General features: G+C 34.6%; 16 protein-coding genes and 1 pseudogene. 6 read left to right on the forward strand and 11 right to left on the reverse strand.

Translation table 11 applies throughout. From position 1 onward, the window contains the following. From DEF52_RS04640 to DEF52_RS04660, 5 genes are all read right to left on the reverse strand, one after another. Nucleotides 1-439, reverse strand: a 439-nt coding sequence (locus DEF52_RS04640; RefSeq protein WP_272897551.1) for a Mur ligase family protein, incomplete at its 3' end; no start/stop codon positions are given. After that, nucleotides 414-1,655, reverse strand: coding sequence for a cystathionine beta-lyase (metC, locus tag DEF52_RS04645; protein WP_151807999.1), 1,242 nt, complete (start codon nucleotides 1,653-1,655; stop codon nucleotides 414-416). The genes DEF52_RS04640 and metC, both read right to left, overlap by 26 nt. A 7-nt stretch (nucleotides 1,656-1,662) precedes the next feature. Continuing rightward, a complete protein-coding gene (locus tag DEF52_RS04650; RefSeq protein WP_007549117.1) occupies nucleotides 1,663-1,947 on the reverse strand; it encodes a BolA family protein in 285 nt (94 codons plus the stop codon). Between the two features lie 70 nt (nucleotides 1,948-2,017). Next, nucleotides 2,018-3,940: a molecular chaperone DnaK gene (gene dnaK / locus DEF52_RS04655; protein ID WP_151808000.1), complete on the reverse strand. Its 1,923-nt coding sequence runs from the start codon at nucleotides 3,938-3,940 to the stop codon at nucleotides 2,018-2,020. An 86-nt stretch (nucleotides 3,941-4,026) separates the two neighbouring features. After that, nucleotides 4,027-5,790, reverse strand: a complete 1,764-nt coding sequence (locus DEF52_RS04660) for an Rne/Rng family ribonuclease (RefSeq protein WP_095742804.1) — start codon at nucleotides 5,788-5,790, stop codon at nucleotides 4,027-4,029. A gap of 149 nt (nucleotides 5,791-5,939) precedes the next feature. Between DEF52_RS04660 and rpmG the strand changes: the two genes are divergently transcribed. Continuing rightward, nucleotides 5,940-6,140 carry a 50S ribosomal protein L33 gene (gene rpmG, locus DEF52_RS04665; RefSeq protein ID WP_010082633.1) on the forward strand — a complete coding sequence of 67 codons (201 nt, stop codon included), beginning with the start codon at nucleotides 5,940-5,942 and terminating at the stop codon, nucleotides 6,138-6,140. Between the two features lie 25 nt (nucleotides 6,141-6,165). Next, on the forward strand, nucleotides 6,166-6,441 hold the full coding sequence (locus DEF52_RS04670) for a helix-turn-helix domain-containing protein (RefSeq protein WP_010082632.1): 276 nt from the start codon (nucleotides 6,166-6,168) through the stop codon (nucleotides 6,439-6,441). A 383-nt stretch (nucleotides 6,442-6,824) separates the two neighbouring features. Here the strand turns inward: DEF52_RS04670 and DEF52_RS04675 are convergent, their stop codons facing one another. Beyond that, complete coding sequence (locus tag DEF52_RS04675) at nucleotides 6,825-7,706, reverse strand: zinc ABC transporter substrate-binding protein (RefSeq protein ID WP_151808001.1); 882 nt, start codon at nucleotides 7,704-7,706, stop codon at nucleotides 6,825-6,827. Here DEF52_RS04675 and DEF52_RS04680 point away from each other — a divergent pair. Further along, nucleotides 7,698-8,438, forward strand: a complete 741-nt coding sequence (locus DEF52_RS04680) for a metal ABC transporter ATP-binding protein (RefSeq protein ID WP_151808002.1) — start codon at nucleotides 7,698-7,700, stop codon at nucleotides 8,436-8,438. The two genes, DEF52_RS04675 and DEF52_RS04680, sit on opposite strands and share 9 nt — an antisense overlap. After that, nucleotides 8,435-9,865 (forward strand): 2-polyprenylphenol 6-hydroxylase, encoded by a 1,431-nt coding sequence (gene ubiB / locus DEF52_RS04685; RefSeq protein WP_151808003.1) that lies wholly within the window; start codon nucleotides 8,435-8,437, stop codon nucleotides 9,863-9,865. Before DEF52_RS04680 ends, ubiB begins: the two co-directional genes overlap by 4 nt. Nucleotides 9,866-10,281: 416 nt before the next feature. Here ubiB and DEF52_RS04690 read toward each other — a convergent pair whose 3' ends face one another. The 4 genes and pseudogenes from DEF52_RS04690 to DEF52_RS04705 form a co-directional block, all read right to left on the reverse strand. Beyond that, nucleotides 10,282-10,617: a transposase gene (locus DEF52_RS04690; protein ID WP_049973597.1), complete on the reverse strand. Its 336-nt coding sequence runs from the start codon at nucleotides 10,615-10,617 to the stop codon at nucleotides 10,282-10,284. Nucleotides 10,618-10,784: 167 nt separating this feature from the next. Further along, the gene (locus DEF52_RS04695; RefSeq protein ID WP_151808004.1) at nucleotides 10,785-11,132 is read right to left on the reverse strand and encodes an IS630 transposase-related protein; all 348 of its coding nucleotides are present in this window, start codon (nucleotides 11,130-11,132) and stop codon (nucleotides 10,785-10,787) included. A 177-nt stretch (nucleotides 11,133-11,309) separates the two neighbouring features. After that, on the reverse strand, nucleotides 11,310-12,818 hold the full coding sequence (locus DEF52_RS04700) for a hypothetical protein (RefSeq protein WP_151808005.1): 1,509 nt from the start codon (nucleotides 12,816-12,818) through the stop codon (nucleotides 11,310-11,312). A 154-nt stretch (nucleotides 12,819-12,972) separates the two neighbouring features. Continuing rightward, a pseudogene (locus DEF52_RS04705) lies at nucleotides 12,973-14,357 on the reverse strand (IS4 family transposase). Nucleotides 14,358-14,464: 107 nt separating this feature from the next. On the opposite strand from DEF52_RS04705, the gene DEF52_RS06285 reads away from it, so the two are divergent. After that, the gene (locus tag DEF52_RS06285; RefSeq protein WP_153296808.1) at nucleotides 14,465-14,626 is read left to right on the forward strand and encodes a hypothetical protein; all 162 of its coding nucleotides are present in this window, start codon (nucleotides 14,465-14,467) and stop codon (nucleotides 14,624-14,626) included. Between the two features lie 173 nt (nucleotides 14,627-14,799). Here DEF52_RS06285 and DEF52_RS04710 read toward each other — a convergent pair whose 3' ends face one another. Then, a complete protein-coding gene (locus tag DEF52_RS04710; RefSeq protein WP_151808006.1) occupies nucleotides 14,800-15,786 on the reverse strand; it encodes a quinone oxidoreductase family protein in 987 nt (328 codons plus the stop codon). Between the two features lie 118 nt (nucleotides 15,787-15,904). Between DEF52_RS04710 and DEF52_RS04715 the strand changes: the two genes are divergently transcribed. After that, on the forward strand, nucleotides 15,905-16,324 hold the full coding sequence (locus DEF52_RS04715; protein ID WP_237357358.1) for a hypothetical protein: 420 nt from the start codon (nucleotides 15,905-15,907) through the stop codon (nucleotides 16,322-16,324). Nucleotides 16,325-16,356: the final 32 nt, after the last annotated feature.

A 16,356-nucleotide genomic window follows, 5' to 3' on the forward strand; every position in this document is an offset into this window, starting at 1 on the left:
TACCATTATTGATGCATGTTCCAAGTGTTCCAATAGACGCAGCATTATAGCCAGCGTTTTGCCAGATCTGGCGGCAAAATTCTACTACTGAAGTTTTACCATTTGTACCAGTTACAGCAGCAACATATTTGGGCTGTTTGAATTGATAAAACCTGCTGACTATTTCGCTGTATATTTCTTGAGGGTTTGGGTGGAAGATACAGATTCCAGCATCACGCGTTGGAATGATACCAAGGCTTGAAGCTTCTGTTATGCAATCACTTGCAATTATCGCTTTAGCTCCACAAGATAATATCTGATCTATGTAAATCCTATCCCTTTCTGACACACAAACAAAAAGATAACCTTCCTTGATTTTCTTGGGATTACATGTGACGCCTTTGATTTCAATATCAAAGTTAACATCAATAATGTTATGCAGTAATTCTCTCAGTTTCATGTCCTACTTCATCGTTTTGAAAGTCTAAACATGGTAACCTTTTTAGTGCGTCATTAAGGTCAAAGATTAAATCTTCAGGATCTTCCAGTCCACAAAATATCCGTATAAAACTTCCACCATAATCTGAATTCATTACAGATCTTGACATAGATCTACGATCTATTGGTAATATCAAACTGTCGCACCCTCCCCAAGAAGCACCGATACCAAAAATTTTCATGTGATCAACCATGCAGCTTAGTTCTTCACATGAATATTCTCTACCCAATACTATACTGAATACGCCGCTTGCTCCTTTAAAGTAACTTTTCCATAATTCGTGTTGAGGATGGGAGGGAAGTGCTGGATATAAAACCTTTCTAACTTTTTGCTGTGCTTCTAGCCACTTTGCCACTTCCATTGCTGTATTTTGGTACTTTTTCATACGTGTGTGCAGTGTTCTTAGTCCCCTATGTGCAAGATAACAGTCGTGCGATTGAATGGTTACTCCATAATTTTTATAGCTCTCATAAAGCAATTTAAAAATTTCACCTTCAGCAATCATAGTCCCCATCAATAAATCTGAGTGACCGGCTAGATACTTTGTTACCGCATATAGTGCAACATCAATTCCATAATCAAGCGGCTTAAATAACAAAGGAGTGGCCCATGAATTGTCGCAAACGGTTACGATTCCACGTTCTTTAGCAACTTTTACTATATGCTCTATATTCGAAATCTCAAACGTTACAGAACCAGGAGTCTCGATCATTATCAATGAAGTATTACTCTGAATTAAATCAGTTATATCCTGTGTTGGATCATAAAAAGTTACTTCTGTTCCTCTTTTTGGTAGCTCATTTTCTGCAAACCTCCTAAGTCGGTAATAACTATTATCTTGAATTAAAACGTGCGAGCCTGCTTTAGTGAAAGTCAAAATAGCAAAAGTAAGTGCAAATAGTCCGGAAGGATAAATAAGCGCTTGTCCACTCCCTTCAATTTCAGCCAGTGCATTTGAAAGATAATGGACAGTGGGAGTACCAACATTACTATAGCTGTAATCTCTTGCAACATCATCGTTGATTACATCGTATATACTTTCTCCATTTGCTGCATTTAAGTAGTCCTTGTAAGTAGGGAATAATATGGTAGAAGAATGATAAACTGGCGGGTTCATAGAACCTTTATAGTCATTAAATTTTCTTCCTGCTTTAACTAATAAAGACTCTTCCTTCACATTTTTATTATTTATTTTTTAAATTGTACTCGTTTTGCGTATACAAGTGAAGAGAAATTGCATGTATTAGCTCTATCTCACTCTTTAATAATTCATAGATCAATTTATGCCTTTTGAGAGTGTTCATTCCGATAAAGCTGTCAGATATCAATATTAGCTTGATATGTGAAGGTAGTGTTGAAGATGAAGCAAAATAATGATCAGCATGCTTTGCTGATTCATCGATAATGTTGATATCAATTACATCTATCGAATCGTGTATCTTTTCTTCTATCGTTTTAATAATATCCATAATGGTTTCTTTAAGCAACAATATGCTCCTCTTGTCATCCCAGTATCAGCTACTTGGATGACAATCGCAATTACTTATTCTCTTCTTTATTATCTATGTCTTGATAATCAGAATCTACTACTTTTTCCTCTTTATCATTTGGATTTCCTTCTGATGAAAAGCCATTTTCAGCACTATTTTGTTGAGATGCTTGATACATAGCTTCTCCAAGTTTCATAGATAATTGAGAAAGATTAGTGACTTTCTGCTGTATTGAATCAGTGTCATCAATGTTATCAGATTTACTAACTTCTTTTAATTCGTTAACTGCATTTTCAATAGCAGATCTATCTTCTGGTGAAACTTTATCACCATACTCTGTCAGAGACTTTTCTGTAGAATGGACTAAGCTATCCGCTTGATTCTTCACTTCAATAAACTTTTTGCGCTTTTCATCTTCTTGCGCTTTTTCTTCAGCTTCTTTTACCATGCGATTTATTTCATCATCAGATAAACCACCTGAAGATTGAATGCGTATTTTTTGCTCTTTTCCAGTAGCTTTATCTTTTGCAGAAACGTGTGCTATTCCATTTGCATCTATATCAAATGTCACTTCAATTTGTGGCCTTCCGCGCGGAGCAGGAGGTATCCCTTCCAAACTAAACTGACCGAGTAGCTTATTATCAACTGCCAGTTTTCTTTCACCCTGATGCACCTTAATTGTAACAGCTGTTTGGTTATCTTCTGCAGTTGAAAACACCTGAGATTTTTTAGTAGGAATTGTAGTATTACGCTCAATAAGTGGAGTGAATACTCCTCCTAGAGTTTCAATACCAAGAGAAAGTGGGGTCACATCAAGTAGTAACACATCTCTTACATCACCTTGAATGATCCCCGCCTGTATTGCAGCTCCAATTGCTACAACTTCATCAGGGTTAACTCCTCTATGTGGATCTTTGCCAAAGAATTCTTTAACTTTCTCTATGACTTTTGGCATACGAGTCATGCCACCAACAAGAACCACTTCGCCAATTTGACTAGCAGATAAACCAGCATCCTCAAGAGCTTTTTTACAAGGAGCCATAGTTCTTTCGATTAAATCATTCACTAAGCTTTCAAGTTTTGCTCTCGTTAATTTCATATTTAAGTGTTTTGGACCACTTGCATCAGCTGTAATAAACGGTAGATTTATTTCCGTTTCCATTGCACTTGATAATTCAATTTTCGCTTTTTCAGCAGCTTCTTTGATTCTTTGCATAGCCATTGGATCATTTTTCAAATCAATGCCATTACTTTTCTTGAATTCATCTAGTAAATAACTCACTACTCCATTATCAAAGTCTTCACCTCCAAGATGGGTATCACCGTTTGTTGCTTTCACTTCGAAAACTCCATCACCTATTTCAAGTATTGAAACGTCAAATGTACCACCACCAAGGTCATATACTACTATTGTGTGCCCATGTTTCTTATCAAGACCATAAGCAAGTGCTGCAGCAGTCGGTTCATTTACTATTCTGAGTACATTTAATCCGGCAATTTTTCCTGCATCTTTTGTTGCTTGACGTTGAGAGTCGTTGAAGTATGCTGGCACTGTTATCACAGCATCTTTTACTTCCTCTCCAAGATAAGCTTCTGCTGCCTCTTTCATGTTTTGTAGTATAAATGCACCAATTTGACTAGGAGAATATTCTTTATTATCAGTTGTTTTAACCCATGCATCACCACTTTTTGCTGCAAATACTTTGTATGGTACACTTAGATTTTTTATCTCAGGATCACTATATTGACGGCCTATTAATCTCTTAGTAGCAAAAAAGGTATTACTTGCATTGGTGGTTGCTTGCCTTTTTGCTGGAGCACCAATCAACCTTTCTCCTGAAGAAGTTAATGCAACTATAGATGGAGTAGTTCTTGCCCCTTCTTTATTTTCTATTACCTTTGTATCCTTGCCCTGCATTATTGCAACACAAGAATTTGTTGTTCCGAGATCTATGCCTATTGCTCTTCCCATAATGAGTACCCCATTGTAAATATTATCTGATATAAGAATATATAAGTATAGGGCTCATTAATTACAAGCCCAATTTAGGTTTCTAATTAGTTATTAGAACTTAAAAGGCGCGAAAGCCACTTAGTCAGCCAAAAATTGCCTCGTAGTTTATTTGAATTATCAGCTTCTTCATTGCTGCTATCCCCAATTTGGTATCCAGAGTTCTGTAATGGCTTATAACCGTTTAAATTAACATCATCTCCTTGTTTTAAAACAAATGTATTTACATCTAAACTGTTATCAATACTAACGTTCAATGTAATATTAAACTCTTTTTCGATTGTAGAAACTGTATTGCGTTTGTTATTAAAAATGTGCGCTATAACTGCACTGTGTGCTACTAAATCAAAAGACTTATTTCGATTCTTGTTAGCAATATGTTGTAAATCCCTTAGTATTGATGAAACAATTACTTCGTTTGATTTTACTCTTCCAGTACCTTTGCAGTGTAAACATTCTGTAGTATTAATTTCTTGTATGTTTGGTTTAATTCTTTGTCTTGAAAATACCATTAAACCAAAGTCATTTATGTAGCTAAATTGAACTTTAGCTTTATCATCTTTAAACGCTTGCTTTATAGCAGACTCAACAGCTCTGCAATACTGATATTTCAACATATCAATAAAATCGACTACTATTAATCCTGATAGGCCCCTAAGATTCACCTGTCTTGATATTTCAGGTACTGCTTCCATGTTGGTTCTATAAGCTGTTTCTTCTATGCTATCTTCTCCTGTCATCTTTCCTGAATTTACGTCTATTGAAACAAACGCCTCAGTTAAAGTTATTATCAAAGACCCACCAGATGGCAATTCTACTCTATTGCTATATAACTCAGAAATTTGATCTTCGATTCCGTAGTAAGTAAAGATCGGAGCATAACCTCTATACAATCTATAGCGCAACTTACTACCTTTTAGTGCATTGTTAGCATATTGCCTAACTGCCTCAAAAGCTTCCTTTCCAGACACTATAACTTCTATACCATCGCTACAAAAATCACGAACAGATCTCATAATTACATCTGCTTCATTGTAAATTAATGATGGAACGTTTACAGAGAAGGCATTTTTTTGAATGCTCTGCCATAATGAGGATAAGTAATTGTAATCCTGCTCAATTTCTTTCTTATTTTTTCCTGAACCAACAGTTCTTACTATTAAACCTGATCTTTTTGGCAAGTTTATTGAACTCAGTATCTCCTTTAACTGCTTTCTGACATTAGCATCTTCAATTCTGCGGGACACTCCACCTTTGCTCATGGAATTTGGCATGAAAACACAGTATCTACCCACTAAAGTTATGTATGTTGTAAATGAAGCTCCTTTATTGCCTCGTTCCTCTTTAGTTAGCTGGACCAATACTTTTTGATTTACTGAAATAACATCTTGTAATTTGTATTTTTTATATAAAGGTACCTCTCTTACAAAACCACTACCTGATCCGTTGACATTCTTACTAGCTGCAGAATCTGAAGAAACATTTGCTGAGGCTTCTTCTATACAATCGTCATTTGAGTAGCCCTCAAAGATAGTTTCCTTTTCTTTTTCTGGAATGTTGAAGTAATCTAGAGATATCTCGGAAAAAGACAAAAAACCTTGCTTATTTTTCCCATATTCAATAAATACGGCTTGCAAAGAAGGCTCTATACGCTTTATATAAGCAACGTATATATTACCTCTTAATTGTTTTTTTTCCTTGAATTCTTGTTCAAATTCTACAACCTTGTTATTAATTGACAAGGCAACTCTTACCTCATTAGAACAGATAGAATTTTCTATCAATAATACCCTTTTACCACTATTTGTCACTTATTTACCGTTTGCTTTTTATTCTGAAGTTAACTTTATGCTACTTAATGCACTGTTGATTGTCAAGGATTTTGCAATCTGCATTATTCGATTGACTTTTAGTATTTTGCGTAATAAACTCGCATAGAATTTATTATATCATTATAAGTATGGCGAAAAAAAATGCTTCTTTGCTCGTTAAGTTAGTCAGCACTGCAATCAAGATAACAAAAACTGGTGAAGAAAAATCAACTGGCTATTTTTATGTAAAAAAGCGTAATCCAAAAAAGCTCACCAAAAAACTGGAGTTTAGGAAGTATGACCCAGTAGTCAGAAGGCATGTGTTATTTAAAGAAGAAAAACTAAAGTAATTTTTTTATAAGGAATTTTATTATTATGCAAAATTTACAATTAAGTTATCCTATAATAGTAGAGTTGGGGGATGTGAAAGATACAAAACTGAAATTAATAAAGGTCATTGCACAATTAATAAGTAAGAAGTACACAACACAGAAAAAAGCAGCAAACGCTCTAAAGATTGATCAACCTAAAGTATCTCAAATCAATAGGTCAAAAATCGAAGGGTTCTCCTTAGAATACTTGCTTAACTTATTGATTGTATTGGGCCAAGACATAAACGTAAGAATAAAGCATAATTCTAAACCTGCATAATATGGTATCCGTTCAGCGGAGTGGCAAAATAAGGTAGACAAGATAAATCAATCTCGGTGTCAAGCACTGGGATGACAAGGTATAAACCTTATCGTCATGCCGCCGCGAACCGTCATACTGCGATTCATTCGCGGTATCTCTAGATCCCGCTAACAAGTAGCGGGATGACGGTTATCAGGCCAGCACCCCTACGATGTCATCCCAGTCTGGGATCCAGGAATTTTATTAAGTTAATAAGCATAAAAGTAGCCGTTTTATGTTAAAATACAACGTTTTGATGATTATGAAAAAGCTGGATTCCAGACTGGAATGACACCATTTGTTGTAAACTCACTTCTTCTTGATTTGTAGAACAATAAAACAGTAAGCTAAAAGGGAACTTATTACTCAACAAAACAAGACTTAAAATTTTGTGCAATGCTATTGATTATAGCTAGATATGCATCTTTTCCAGGCTCTATGTCTGATCCAATAGGATCAAGAACTACCATTTTTGCGTCATTAGAAAGGGCGTTAGGCTTTATGCTATCTTCCTGTGAATGAGCAAATATACATTTAACGTTTTCTTCCTTCATTATCTTTTTTAGCTTCATTAAACTCTTCATACCTATGTAAGAATCCTCTTCTATGGAAAGAATAGCGCTTGGATGATTTAGACCGAAATATTTTTCAAAATATTGATAAGCATCATGAGTAACGATGTATTTTTGATTTTTAAAATCATTCAGTTCTTTCATGATTTCTTTTACTTCTTGGTCTATTTTTTTTATAGCTTTTGTTGCATTAGAACTGTATCGATGGGAATTTTCTTTATCTATGTTAGACAATGTTGCACTTATAGAAAGTATCATGCTCTTTGCATTTTCGGGACTCAGCCACATGTGTAAATCTTTTTCATCTTGAATGTGAGTGATTTTTCTAGAAAATGAATGTGGCCGAGTAGGAAGTAGGTTGATTGCCCTTGACAATTGCACTAGTTCTTTATTATTTTTGGCGAAAGTTTGAACAAACGTCTCTAAGTTATCGTCAACATAAAATATAACGTCACTTGATTCTAAATTACTCGCATCAGATGGCTTTAATATATAATTATGCGCAGATGTTGCATAGCCAAGCAATTCCGGTTCTAAAATCCCTTCTGTAACAGAAGCTACAAGTGAGTGGATAGGTTTGATTGTAGCTACAACTTTTAAATTGGATGAAAAGGCGATATTATAGTATAGTGTAAATGAAAGTAATAGAAACAAAGTCAGTAAATGTCTCATATAAATGTTGAGAAGAAGTTAAATTTTGTCAATAAATTAAATAATGTCAATAATCATGTTCTAAAAATAGAAAATCTTGCTCTCACATATGATGGTAAAAGAATCCTTGACAATATCAATATGTTCATGGAAAGAGGAGACGTAATTACAATACTTGGTCCAAATGGTGGAGGTAAAACCTCTTTAGTGAAAGCAATTGCTGGCATAAATAAAAGCTGTACCGGTAATATCGTATTTGCTGACAACATAAAAATTGGCTATATGCCGCAAAATTTTAGTATTAGTAATTTGATGCCAATAACAGTTGAATATTTCCTTTTAAATAGCTCCTTGAAAAGACTAAAGAAAAATCAATCCATTATTACAGAAACGATAGAGTTGGCTGGTATCGGTAACATTTTGAAGAATCAAGTGTTAGAAATTTCTGCAGGGCAAACACAATTATTGCTACTTGCACGTTGTTTAATTGCAGAGCCTGACTTGATCATTCTAGATGAGCCAGTTAGTGCAATGGATATTAACGCACGGGCTAAGTTCTATGATATTATAAGCAAAATAGCAAAAAACCGATTAGTGTCGATTCTTATGACTTCTCATGATCTTAACTCTGCTCTACCATCCTCAGATTACATAATTTGTATAAATAATACTATCTATTGCCAAGGCAAGCCTGATGAGATTATGAAAAATAGAACCCTAAATGAAATATTTAGCAGTTACGCAGCGAAATGATTCAAAATATTTTGCGTCTTCTGCACATAACTACAGTGCTGACGCGTTACAATATATTACCTTATTTACTTCCACCATCAAAGAAATCAATAAATAAGATACAAGGCCATAAACTAAAGCGTGCTCTTGAAAAATTAGGTCCGGTGTTCATTAAGTTTGGGCAGTCTATCTCATCACGTACTGATGTTTTAAATGAGGATATAACAAATAACTTGTTATTGATATGTGATAGATTGCCATCGTTTTCACATAAAATAGCAGTTAAAACTATAGAAAGTGAGTTTAATTGTAAATTGAGCGACATTTTTTCAAGCTTTTCTGAAAAGCCAATTGCAGCAGCATCGATTTCTCAGGTGCATAGAGCGGTTACAACTGAGGGTAAAGAAGTTGCTGTGAAGGTTTTAAGGCCAAATATTGAGAAAACATTCTCAAGGGATATAAAGATGCTTTCTTGGCTTGCGGAAATTGCAGAAAAATTTAGCGAACAATCAAAAAGGCTGAAGCCGATTGAATTAGTCAAAACTTTTGCTGAAATTTGCCGATTAGAGTTAGATCTACGTTTTGAAGCTGCTCACTCTTCGGAACTAAAGGAAAACACAAAAAATGACAGAGGTTTTTATGTACCTGAAATAGATTGGAATAGAACTGCAAAAAAGGTTTTAACATTAGAATGGATAGAAGCAACGCCAATATACGAAGTTGAAAAACTGAATAATCATAAGCAAATAGCTATCAATCTTATAGAATCGTTTTGTAATCAGGTATACAGGGATTGTTTTTTTCATGCTGATATGCATCCTGGAAATCTAATGGTTGATAGTAATAACAATATTATTGCTCTGGATTGTGGAATCATGGGTAGAATAGATCGTGAGACATGCTATTACGTTATAGAGATACTCAAAGGCTTTTTAAATCGGGATTATGATCACGTTGCAAAAATGCACTTTAAAGCTGGTTACGTTTCATCACAGCATAGAAATTTTGTCACAGCTTGCAGGGCAATAGGTGAACCCATTATTGGGCAGCCTATACAGAAGATTTCATTTGCTAGTTTACTTGCTCAGCTATTAAAAATAACTGGTGATTTTGATATGAAAGTTCAAACACAATTGTTATTGCTGCAGAAAACTATGATTTTACTGGAAGGGACATGTAGAAAGATCTACCCAGAAATCAATATGTGGAAAGTAGTTGAAGCGTGGATAAGCAGTCAACATGAAAGTAAAATAGGGTATAGGGAAAAAATTAGAAGTTCTTATCCTATAAAAACAATCCAAGGGATATTTAGCCTTATAGAAAAATTGAACCTAATAGCTGATAAAAAATTAGAAAACATCCAAATTAAAAATAAATCAAATGGAAAAGTCTATTTTTTATTGTGGTTTGTAATTATAATTCTAATCGTTAAACTTTTAATTTCTTAAACTATGGGAAAAAACTGCGTCAAATCCAATTTTTATTCAACTTAATTTTTAATCTGCAGGAGCTGAGTTGAGAATGTCCAATTTTCCACTTTCTTTATGTATCTGTTCAGCAGAGTGGCAAAATAAGGTAGACGAGAAAAGACAACTATAGGAACAAATGGGTGTCATGCCAGTGCGTGACACTGGCCTCTTGTTTCAATGTTAAACAAAATACCATAGAATTCAAAAAGACAATTCCTAGAAAATTTCTACATCCAAAAAAGGCATAAGTTATGTTAATGCTGTTTGAATGAGATGATATAAAGATAAGCCAAATTTTTACAAAGAAAACATTTCAAGCAGCAAGACACCTTTGATTGAAAGAGAGCACCAAATTTATGGGGTGAGTAACTGCGCTATTTCAATTATAGTATTTTCTAAAACGAATGATAAACGTCTAAAATGGTATTACCAACTAAAAGGTGTAAGTCTGTACATTGATGCATTAGAGGTCTGAGGCAACTTTTGATGGTGTGCCAACAATGCTCTATCGGATTTAGATCAGGTGAATATGTTGGAAGATAAAGCAAATGACAGCCAAAAGACTCTATTAATGACTTTGTTTTGGGAGTTTTATGGAATGTAGCATTATCCATAACTATGGTTGTATCACGCTGTAATTGTGGAAGTAATCTTCGCTCTAACCATACATTAAATATATCTTTATTACACCCTCCTGTGAAGGTCATTGGTGCAATAAACTTCTCATCCACCTATTATACTTACTCTTTCCCGCTTTTTTCCTGGAACATCAGCATATATTTTTTCTCCTCTTGGAGCTCGTGCATATTCTCGGTATAGTCTATTATCAACTCCTGCTTCATCTATATATAAAATGCTACAGTGGTCTATTTTTGAGACTTTATCGATAAATTGCTGCCTATCTTCTTGATTGCGCTCTTGATAGAATGTGACTTTTTTTAAAGGTTATTTTTAGCTGTCTTAATCTATACCAAATTGCACTTATCCCAAAGCCAAGGTTTTGTTTCATTTCTGCTAGTGTGTGATCTGGGTGTTTTTTGACATATTCTTCGAGTATTTCTGGATCTATTTTTCGAATAAAACCAGTACTTTTTACCGCTTTGAGACCTTGGCCAGTAGCTTTCTTTTTTAGCCATCTATATAGTGTTGCTATCCCTATCTCAAAAACCTCTGCAACTTCAACCTTTGACTTTCCTTTTTCTACCAAAGACACTGCTTTTTCCCTTAAATCTACACTATATACCATCGCTTTCCCTACTTTAAAAAAACATATTATACCTTTATCATTCGCTTTTGAAAATACTATAGTTAGCGGAATGACGGTTTTTCAAATTGTCGGTAAATCTAAGTCAGTTTAGCTATAATTTCCTAAATTTGCTCACAATCTCTTGACTTGACACATATGTTTTTTTCCCAAATGTTACTATCTTCCTCCTTTTCCTTTCTCAATTTGTGCAACCATTTCCTTTACATTTGCATGCGTGAGAAGGGAATTTTTGCTGACATGAGATTTTGGATCAGATTTTGCTGTTACGTGTTTTGTTGCAGATCTTTTATTCTCTGTTAGAAATGAATGAGATTGTTTTTTCTTCACACCGATATCCGCTTGTGCTGCTGGAGTGGTTTTGCTTTCAGCAAGCTGTACATTAGCATTTCCTTTTGCTTGATTTTGCTCAAATTTTTCTTTTAATGCCTTTACTTTACTGCCCATCTCGCGATTAGCTCCTCCTTTCATAGTAGCTGCTGCTACTTTTGGTATCGCCTTACCAGCAGCTTTTTGTGCTGATTTCCTATTGTCTTGATTTTCAGATTTTAGTGGTACTCTTTCAGCTGATTTTTTAAGAATTACTCCTACTACTTTTGGCTCTGTGCTTACTTTTTGATTAGCACGGCTTAGATTTTTAGGCTTTGGCGGTACTGCAGGTTTATCTTTGATTACCACTTTCGATCCTTGTCTAACTTCTTGACCAGTAGTAAACATTTTTTTTGGCACTTGCGGTGGTTTTGGTGGTACGAGGGATTGAGGTTGTTGTTTCTGCTTACGTTCTCTTTTTGCTTCTATATGTTCTTTAGGAACTGTTGCATAAATTGGCTCTTCTTTGGGCGATTTTGAACTCTGCGAATTTTCTATTAAAATTTTACTCTTCTTCTCTTGATAATTTGATATCTCTTTGTATACAGACTCTTCATTTAATGAACTTCCATAGCCTGAATCCTCAGAAGGATTTTCCTTAGCATCAGGCATACTAAAACTATTAGCTCCTTTTAGTAAAGAAGATGTAGACTTTGCCTTGCTTTCTCCATCTGAGGATATTTCTGATTTAAAGCGTACCTTCCTCGAATCTGGAGCAGCCGGAGGTGCTGTTGTTGGTCGCTTTATTTGCCTCATGCGATTACCACCTAATTTTTCTTTCGGCTGTTCTTCTTTTCGCAGCTCAAAAGTACCTTCCTTTTGCTTTCTACCTTCCAAACTCACTTCGTGTGATCTATCTTTTCCTTGACTCTTTTCACTTTGTTCTAAATTTAAAGAATCTTTTAAAATATTATTTTTTCTGAAATCTTTTTCTAATTGTTCCAAGAGATCAATTTTTTTTAAAATTCTTGTATACTTAGCTGCTGTTTCTAAAGTGAAACTTGACAACTCATCATTTACAAAATTACTTATACTACTGTTCTTGGTTGGAAAATTTTTTCCCAAAATTCTATTCATTAATGTTTTAAAAAGACCTAATGGCTGTTCTACATAATTGTTCAAGTCAGTATATATAACAAACTCAGCTATACCTTTTGCCTCACCTGTAAAACCTTCTAATGCATGAGATAAATCCCTTAACGTTTTGTTATATTGTTTCTCTGCATTTCCTAGCTTTACAGCTTTGATCAGAGAATCGAGATTTTTTTTATAGTTCTCACTTTTAAATGGATTATTCATACTAATTACAGCTCATTATTTATTAAAATATAGATCTAAAATATTAAGATCTAGTATATTACTTTTGTAATTCATGTAGAACTATAGCTATAATAAGTAAGATTCCCTACGTCATACCGCCGCGGTATCTCCAGATCCCGCTAACAACTTACTATTACCCACAAATATGAGGTTCGTGAGCAAGTCGCCATCCTTCTGCTAAATCAAAGAGACGTTTATATCCTTTCCAAAGAACATAAGGTCCTGGTTCTGGGTCATTTTTTCTTGCTAAATGGCCTCCAAGTTCATGAAACAGCTTCTTTTATGTTGGGAACTACACTTGGACATGGTTTTCTGTGTATTTTAACGTATAAAACTTTCCATTCCTCTTCAGCTAATAAGGTAGTACATGGTAATGTTGGGTTAGCTCTTGCAATTGATGTAATAAAGAAGATCCTCCAAGCAATAATACTCACAACTGTTAGATATCTCATTAGTCTTTCTGCTATTCCAAGCCTACATTCTTCAACTTTGAGACCGGATTTAAAATTTTATGTAATATCTCTATTTTCCATCTAAGGCAATACCAACTAATTTTTTCAACAGCTTCATCGAAAGTATTAACTGAAAGATTCGTTAATAGCATCCATTCTAGCGGTTTTTTTTAAGGGAAGGGGAGTTTTCTCAACAACATAAACTGCATAAAGTGGTAATTTAGGTAGTTCTTCCGTCTTATGCCTAATATTATTCTTAGATGGATTCATCATAAACTTTCCAAATCTAACTTCCAAACGTGCTGTTCTTTTTGGCTTATTATCTTTTACAGGAACTTCAACTTCTACCGTACCTGCACAATGAGAGGATTTAATAAATGCCCATAACTTCTGCTCACCTTTTTCAGGATATCGAGATTTTCTATTTACTGCTCTATCTCTGCATGCTCTAACTAGCACTGCCGAATTAAGATTATGTGCAAGCTCAAAAAAGTCATATATATCTGCTTCTCTATCGCATACAGTTATAGTCTCAGTTTGAGTTGGATCAATAATATTATTTGTTTTTCTTAAAGTTTCCAACCACTTTACGCTTTCTTTATCTTCAATGCGATCGCTCTTTTTTTTAAGGTTCTCAGTTTCTTCAGGTCTTGAATAAACTTTTTGATCTAGTATCCCTAGTACCAAACCTTCTATACTAACGGCAAGAGCTGTATGCATTATAATACCTTTTGCAGTATCATAACTGGACAAATTTGCTAATCCGCTTGTTTTTTTATGGTTATTATATACAATGTAACTGGTATCTTGAATGACAAGAACCCTCTTGTGAGCTTTTGTTCTCTCAACCGTCTTATTAATATGTGTAGCTAAAATATCACTTTCTTTTACATTCTCATTTTGAAAAAAACGTTATGCTGCTTTTGCTTCTGACCAACTTTCACATGCTTGATTAATCTAACTTTCAGGTAATTTTGTCAAACATATCAGCAATCTTTACTAATCGCTCAGTTAACCTTTTATCTCCAAATTCATTTTTAGCCCATTCACTACTTTTACTTGCCATTTTACACCCTCAATATTTGCAAACTTTAATATTGTAATATTTTACTTTTTAGTCCATTTATATTTGTGGGTAATAGTAAGGAATGACACCGTCTTGGATGGAAACCAGTGTCAGCTACTTTCATGACACCATCACAAGGTGAAACTGGATCCCAGTGTCTGGGCACTGGGATGACAAGAAGAGAGCACTGGAATGACAGGAGAAGGGGGGCTACTACCGTCATAAAGGAACCAGTGTCAGCTACTCGGATGATACCTTTTTCTACTTAATTTGGGTTATGCAAGAAGTCTATTCGCGGTATAGATTCCGCTAACACGTAGCGGGATGACGGTTGTCGGTAAGCCTAAGTCAGTTTAGCTATATGCTTTTAATTCCCCCAAAAGGAGAATTAAATATGTGAAATTCTAGTTGATATAATTTAATGAATGGTTAATTTTAACTATTAATTTATTTGAGAGATTTTAATAATATTTAACCCACTCGTTTTTCTATTTTCCATATCGTGATGTGCTTGAATTATTTCATCAAATTTATATTTTTTATTGATCCGTACAGTTAAAAGTTTTTTTCTTATCATCTCGAAGATTTCCATTGTGGTAAGCACTAATGTGAATCTATCATGCTTATAATGATATATTAAGGTTCCAGTTGCAAATAACGAACGTGAACTAAGTAAAGAAAAACTAATAGGAGCGTTACCTGATATCTGCCCATAGGAAACGTATATGCCGAACCTGCCTAAAGATTCAAAAGAGAGCTTGCTTGTAGCGTAACCTATGGGGTCATATACTGCACCTACTCCTCTGTTTTGCGTAATCTCCATAATTTTAGAAACGAAGTCTTTATCATTGTAGTTTATTGCGTATGTGCAGCCACTTTGTAAAGCTATCTTCATTTTTTCATCAGAGCTTACAGAACCTATCACTACACCTTTTTTATCCTTCGCCCATTGGCATATTATTTGTCCTAAGCCACCATTAGCCCCATGAACTAGCACGAAAGCACCAGGCCTAACTTTATAAGATTGATTAACTAAATAGTGAGCTGTCATACCTTTAAACAGCACTGCAGCAGCAACTTCATCAGATATGTCATCTGGAATTTTTATCAGATATTTCTGGTGTATAATGCGCTTTTCACAATATGCCCCTGGAGGAGCTGTGCAATATCCAACTCTATCTCCGACCTTCAACCCATCACTGATTTTTTTACCAAGCTTTTCAATAACTCCCACTGCTTCCACTCCAAGCACTGATGGTAAATTTTTAATTTTGCGTGTACCTTTTCTGTGCTCTAAATCATAACGATTTAAGCCGATAGTTGTGTGACGCACTAAGACTTCCTCGCCTTTTGGCTCACCTATACTCTTATCTACAAATTCTAATACTTCTGGTCCCCCAGTTTTTTTTATTTGTATAGCTCTAACCATGGTGAATGTAAGATAAAAACTTTGATTATGTTATCTAACAATTAATATTTTGCAAAATGTTATTTAGAGTTTATATACTACATAAGTGTATATTAATAGTTTTAAGGTATAAATTATAATGAATAGAGAAACTTGGCTTTATAGTGTTTTGTATAATGTGTTGTACAAAGTGGATGAAGATAACGATTTAGATACTAGTAATATAATAAAAAAAATAAAAGAAAGGCTAGAAAGTGGAATGCGAACTTCAAGCAAAGAAAACTATTATGAATATTTATATGCTTCTTGGGAAAAAAAAGGTTTTGATATTAATCACAAATTTGATTTGAAAGACTATGATGGCTTTCCAGTAGATAGTCTTTTTTCTATTGCTATTAATCACAAGCCTCACGCTTTACCAAATCTAGCGCAAGTTTTAATAAAAGCAGGGGCTAACGTGCAAAATGAGAAAGGATATTTACATGCCTGCGCTTTGACGCGTTCTCCAGATGTGTTAAAGGCTCTCATAGAAGCGGGGGTAAGTGATCACTGCCATTAAGTTAAGGAAAAAGTGTTAGAATGTATTATAAA

The sequence above is a fragment of the Wolbachia endosymbiont of Nasonia oneida genome, assembly GCF_009012935.1.
Lineage (GTDB): Bacteria > Pseudomonadota > Alphaproteobacteria > Rickettsiales > Anaplasmataceae > Wolbachia > Wolbachia pipientis.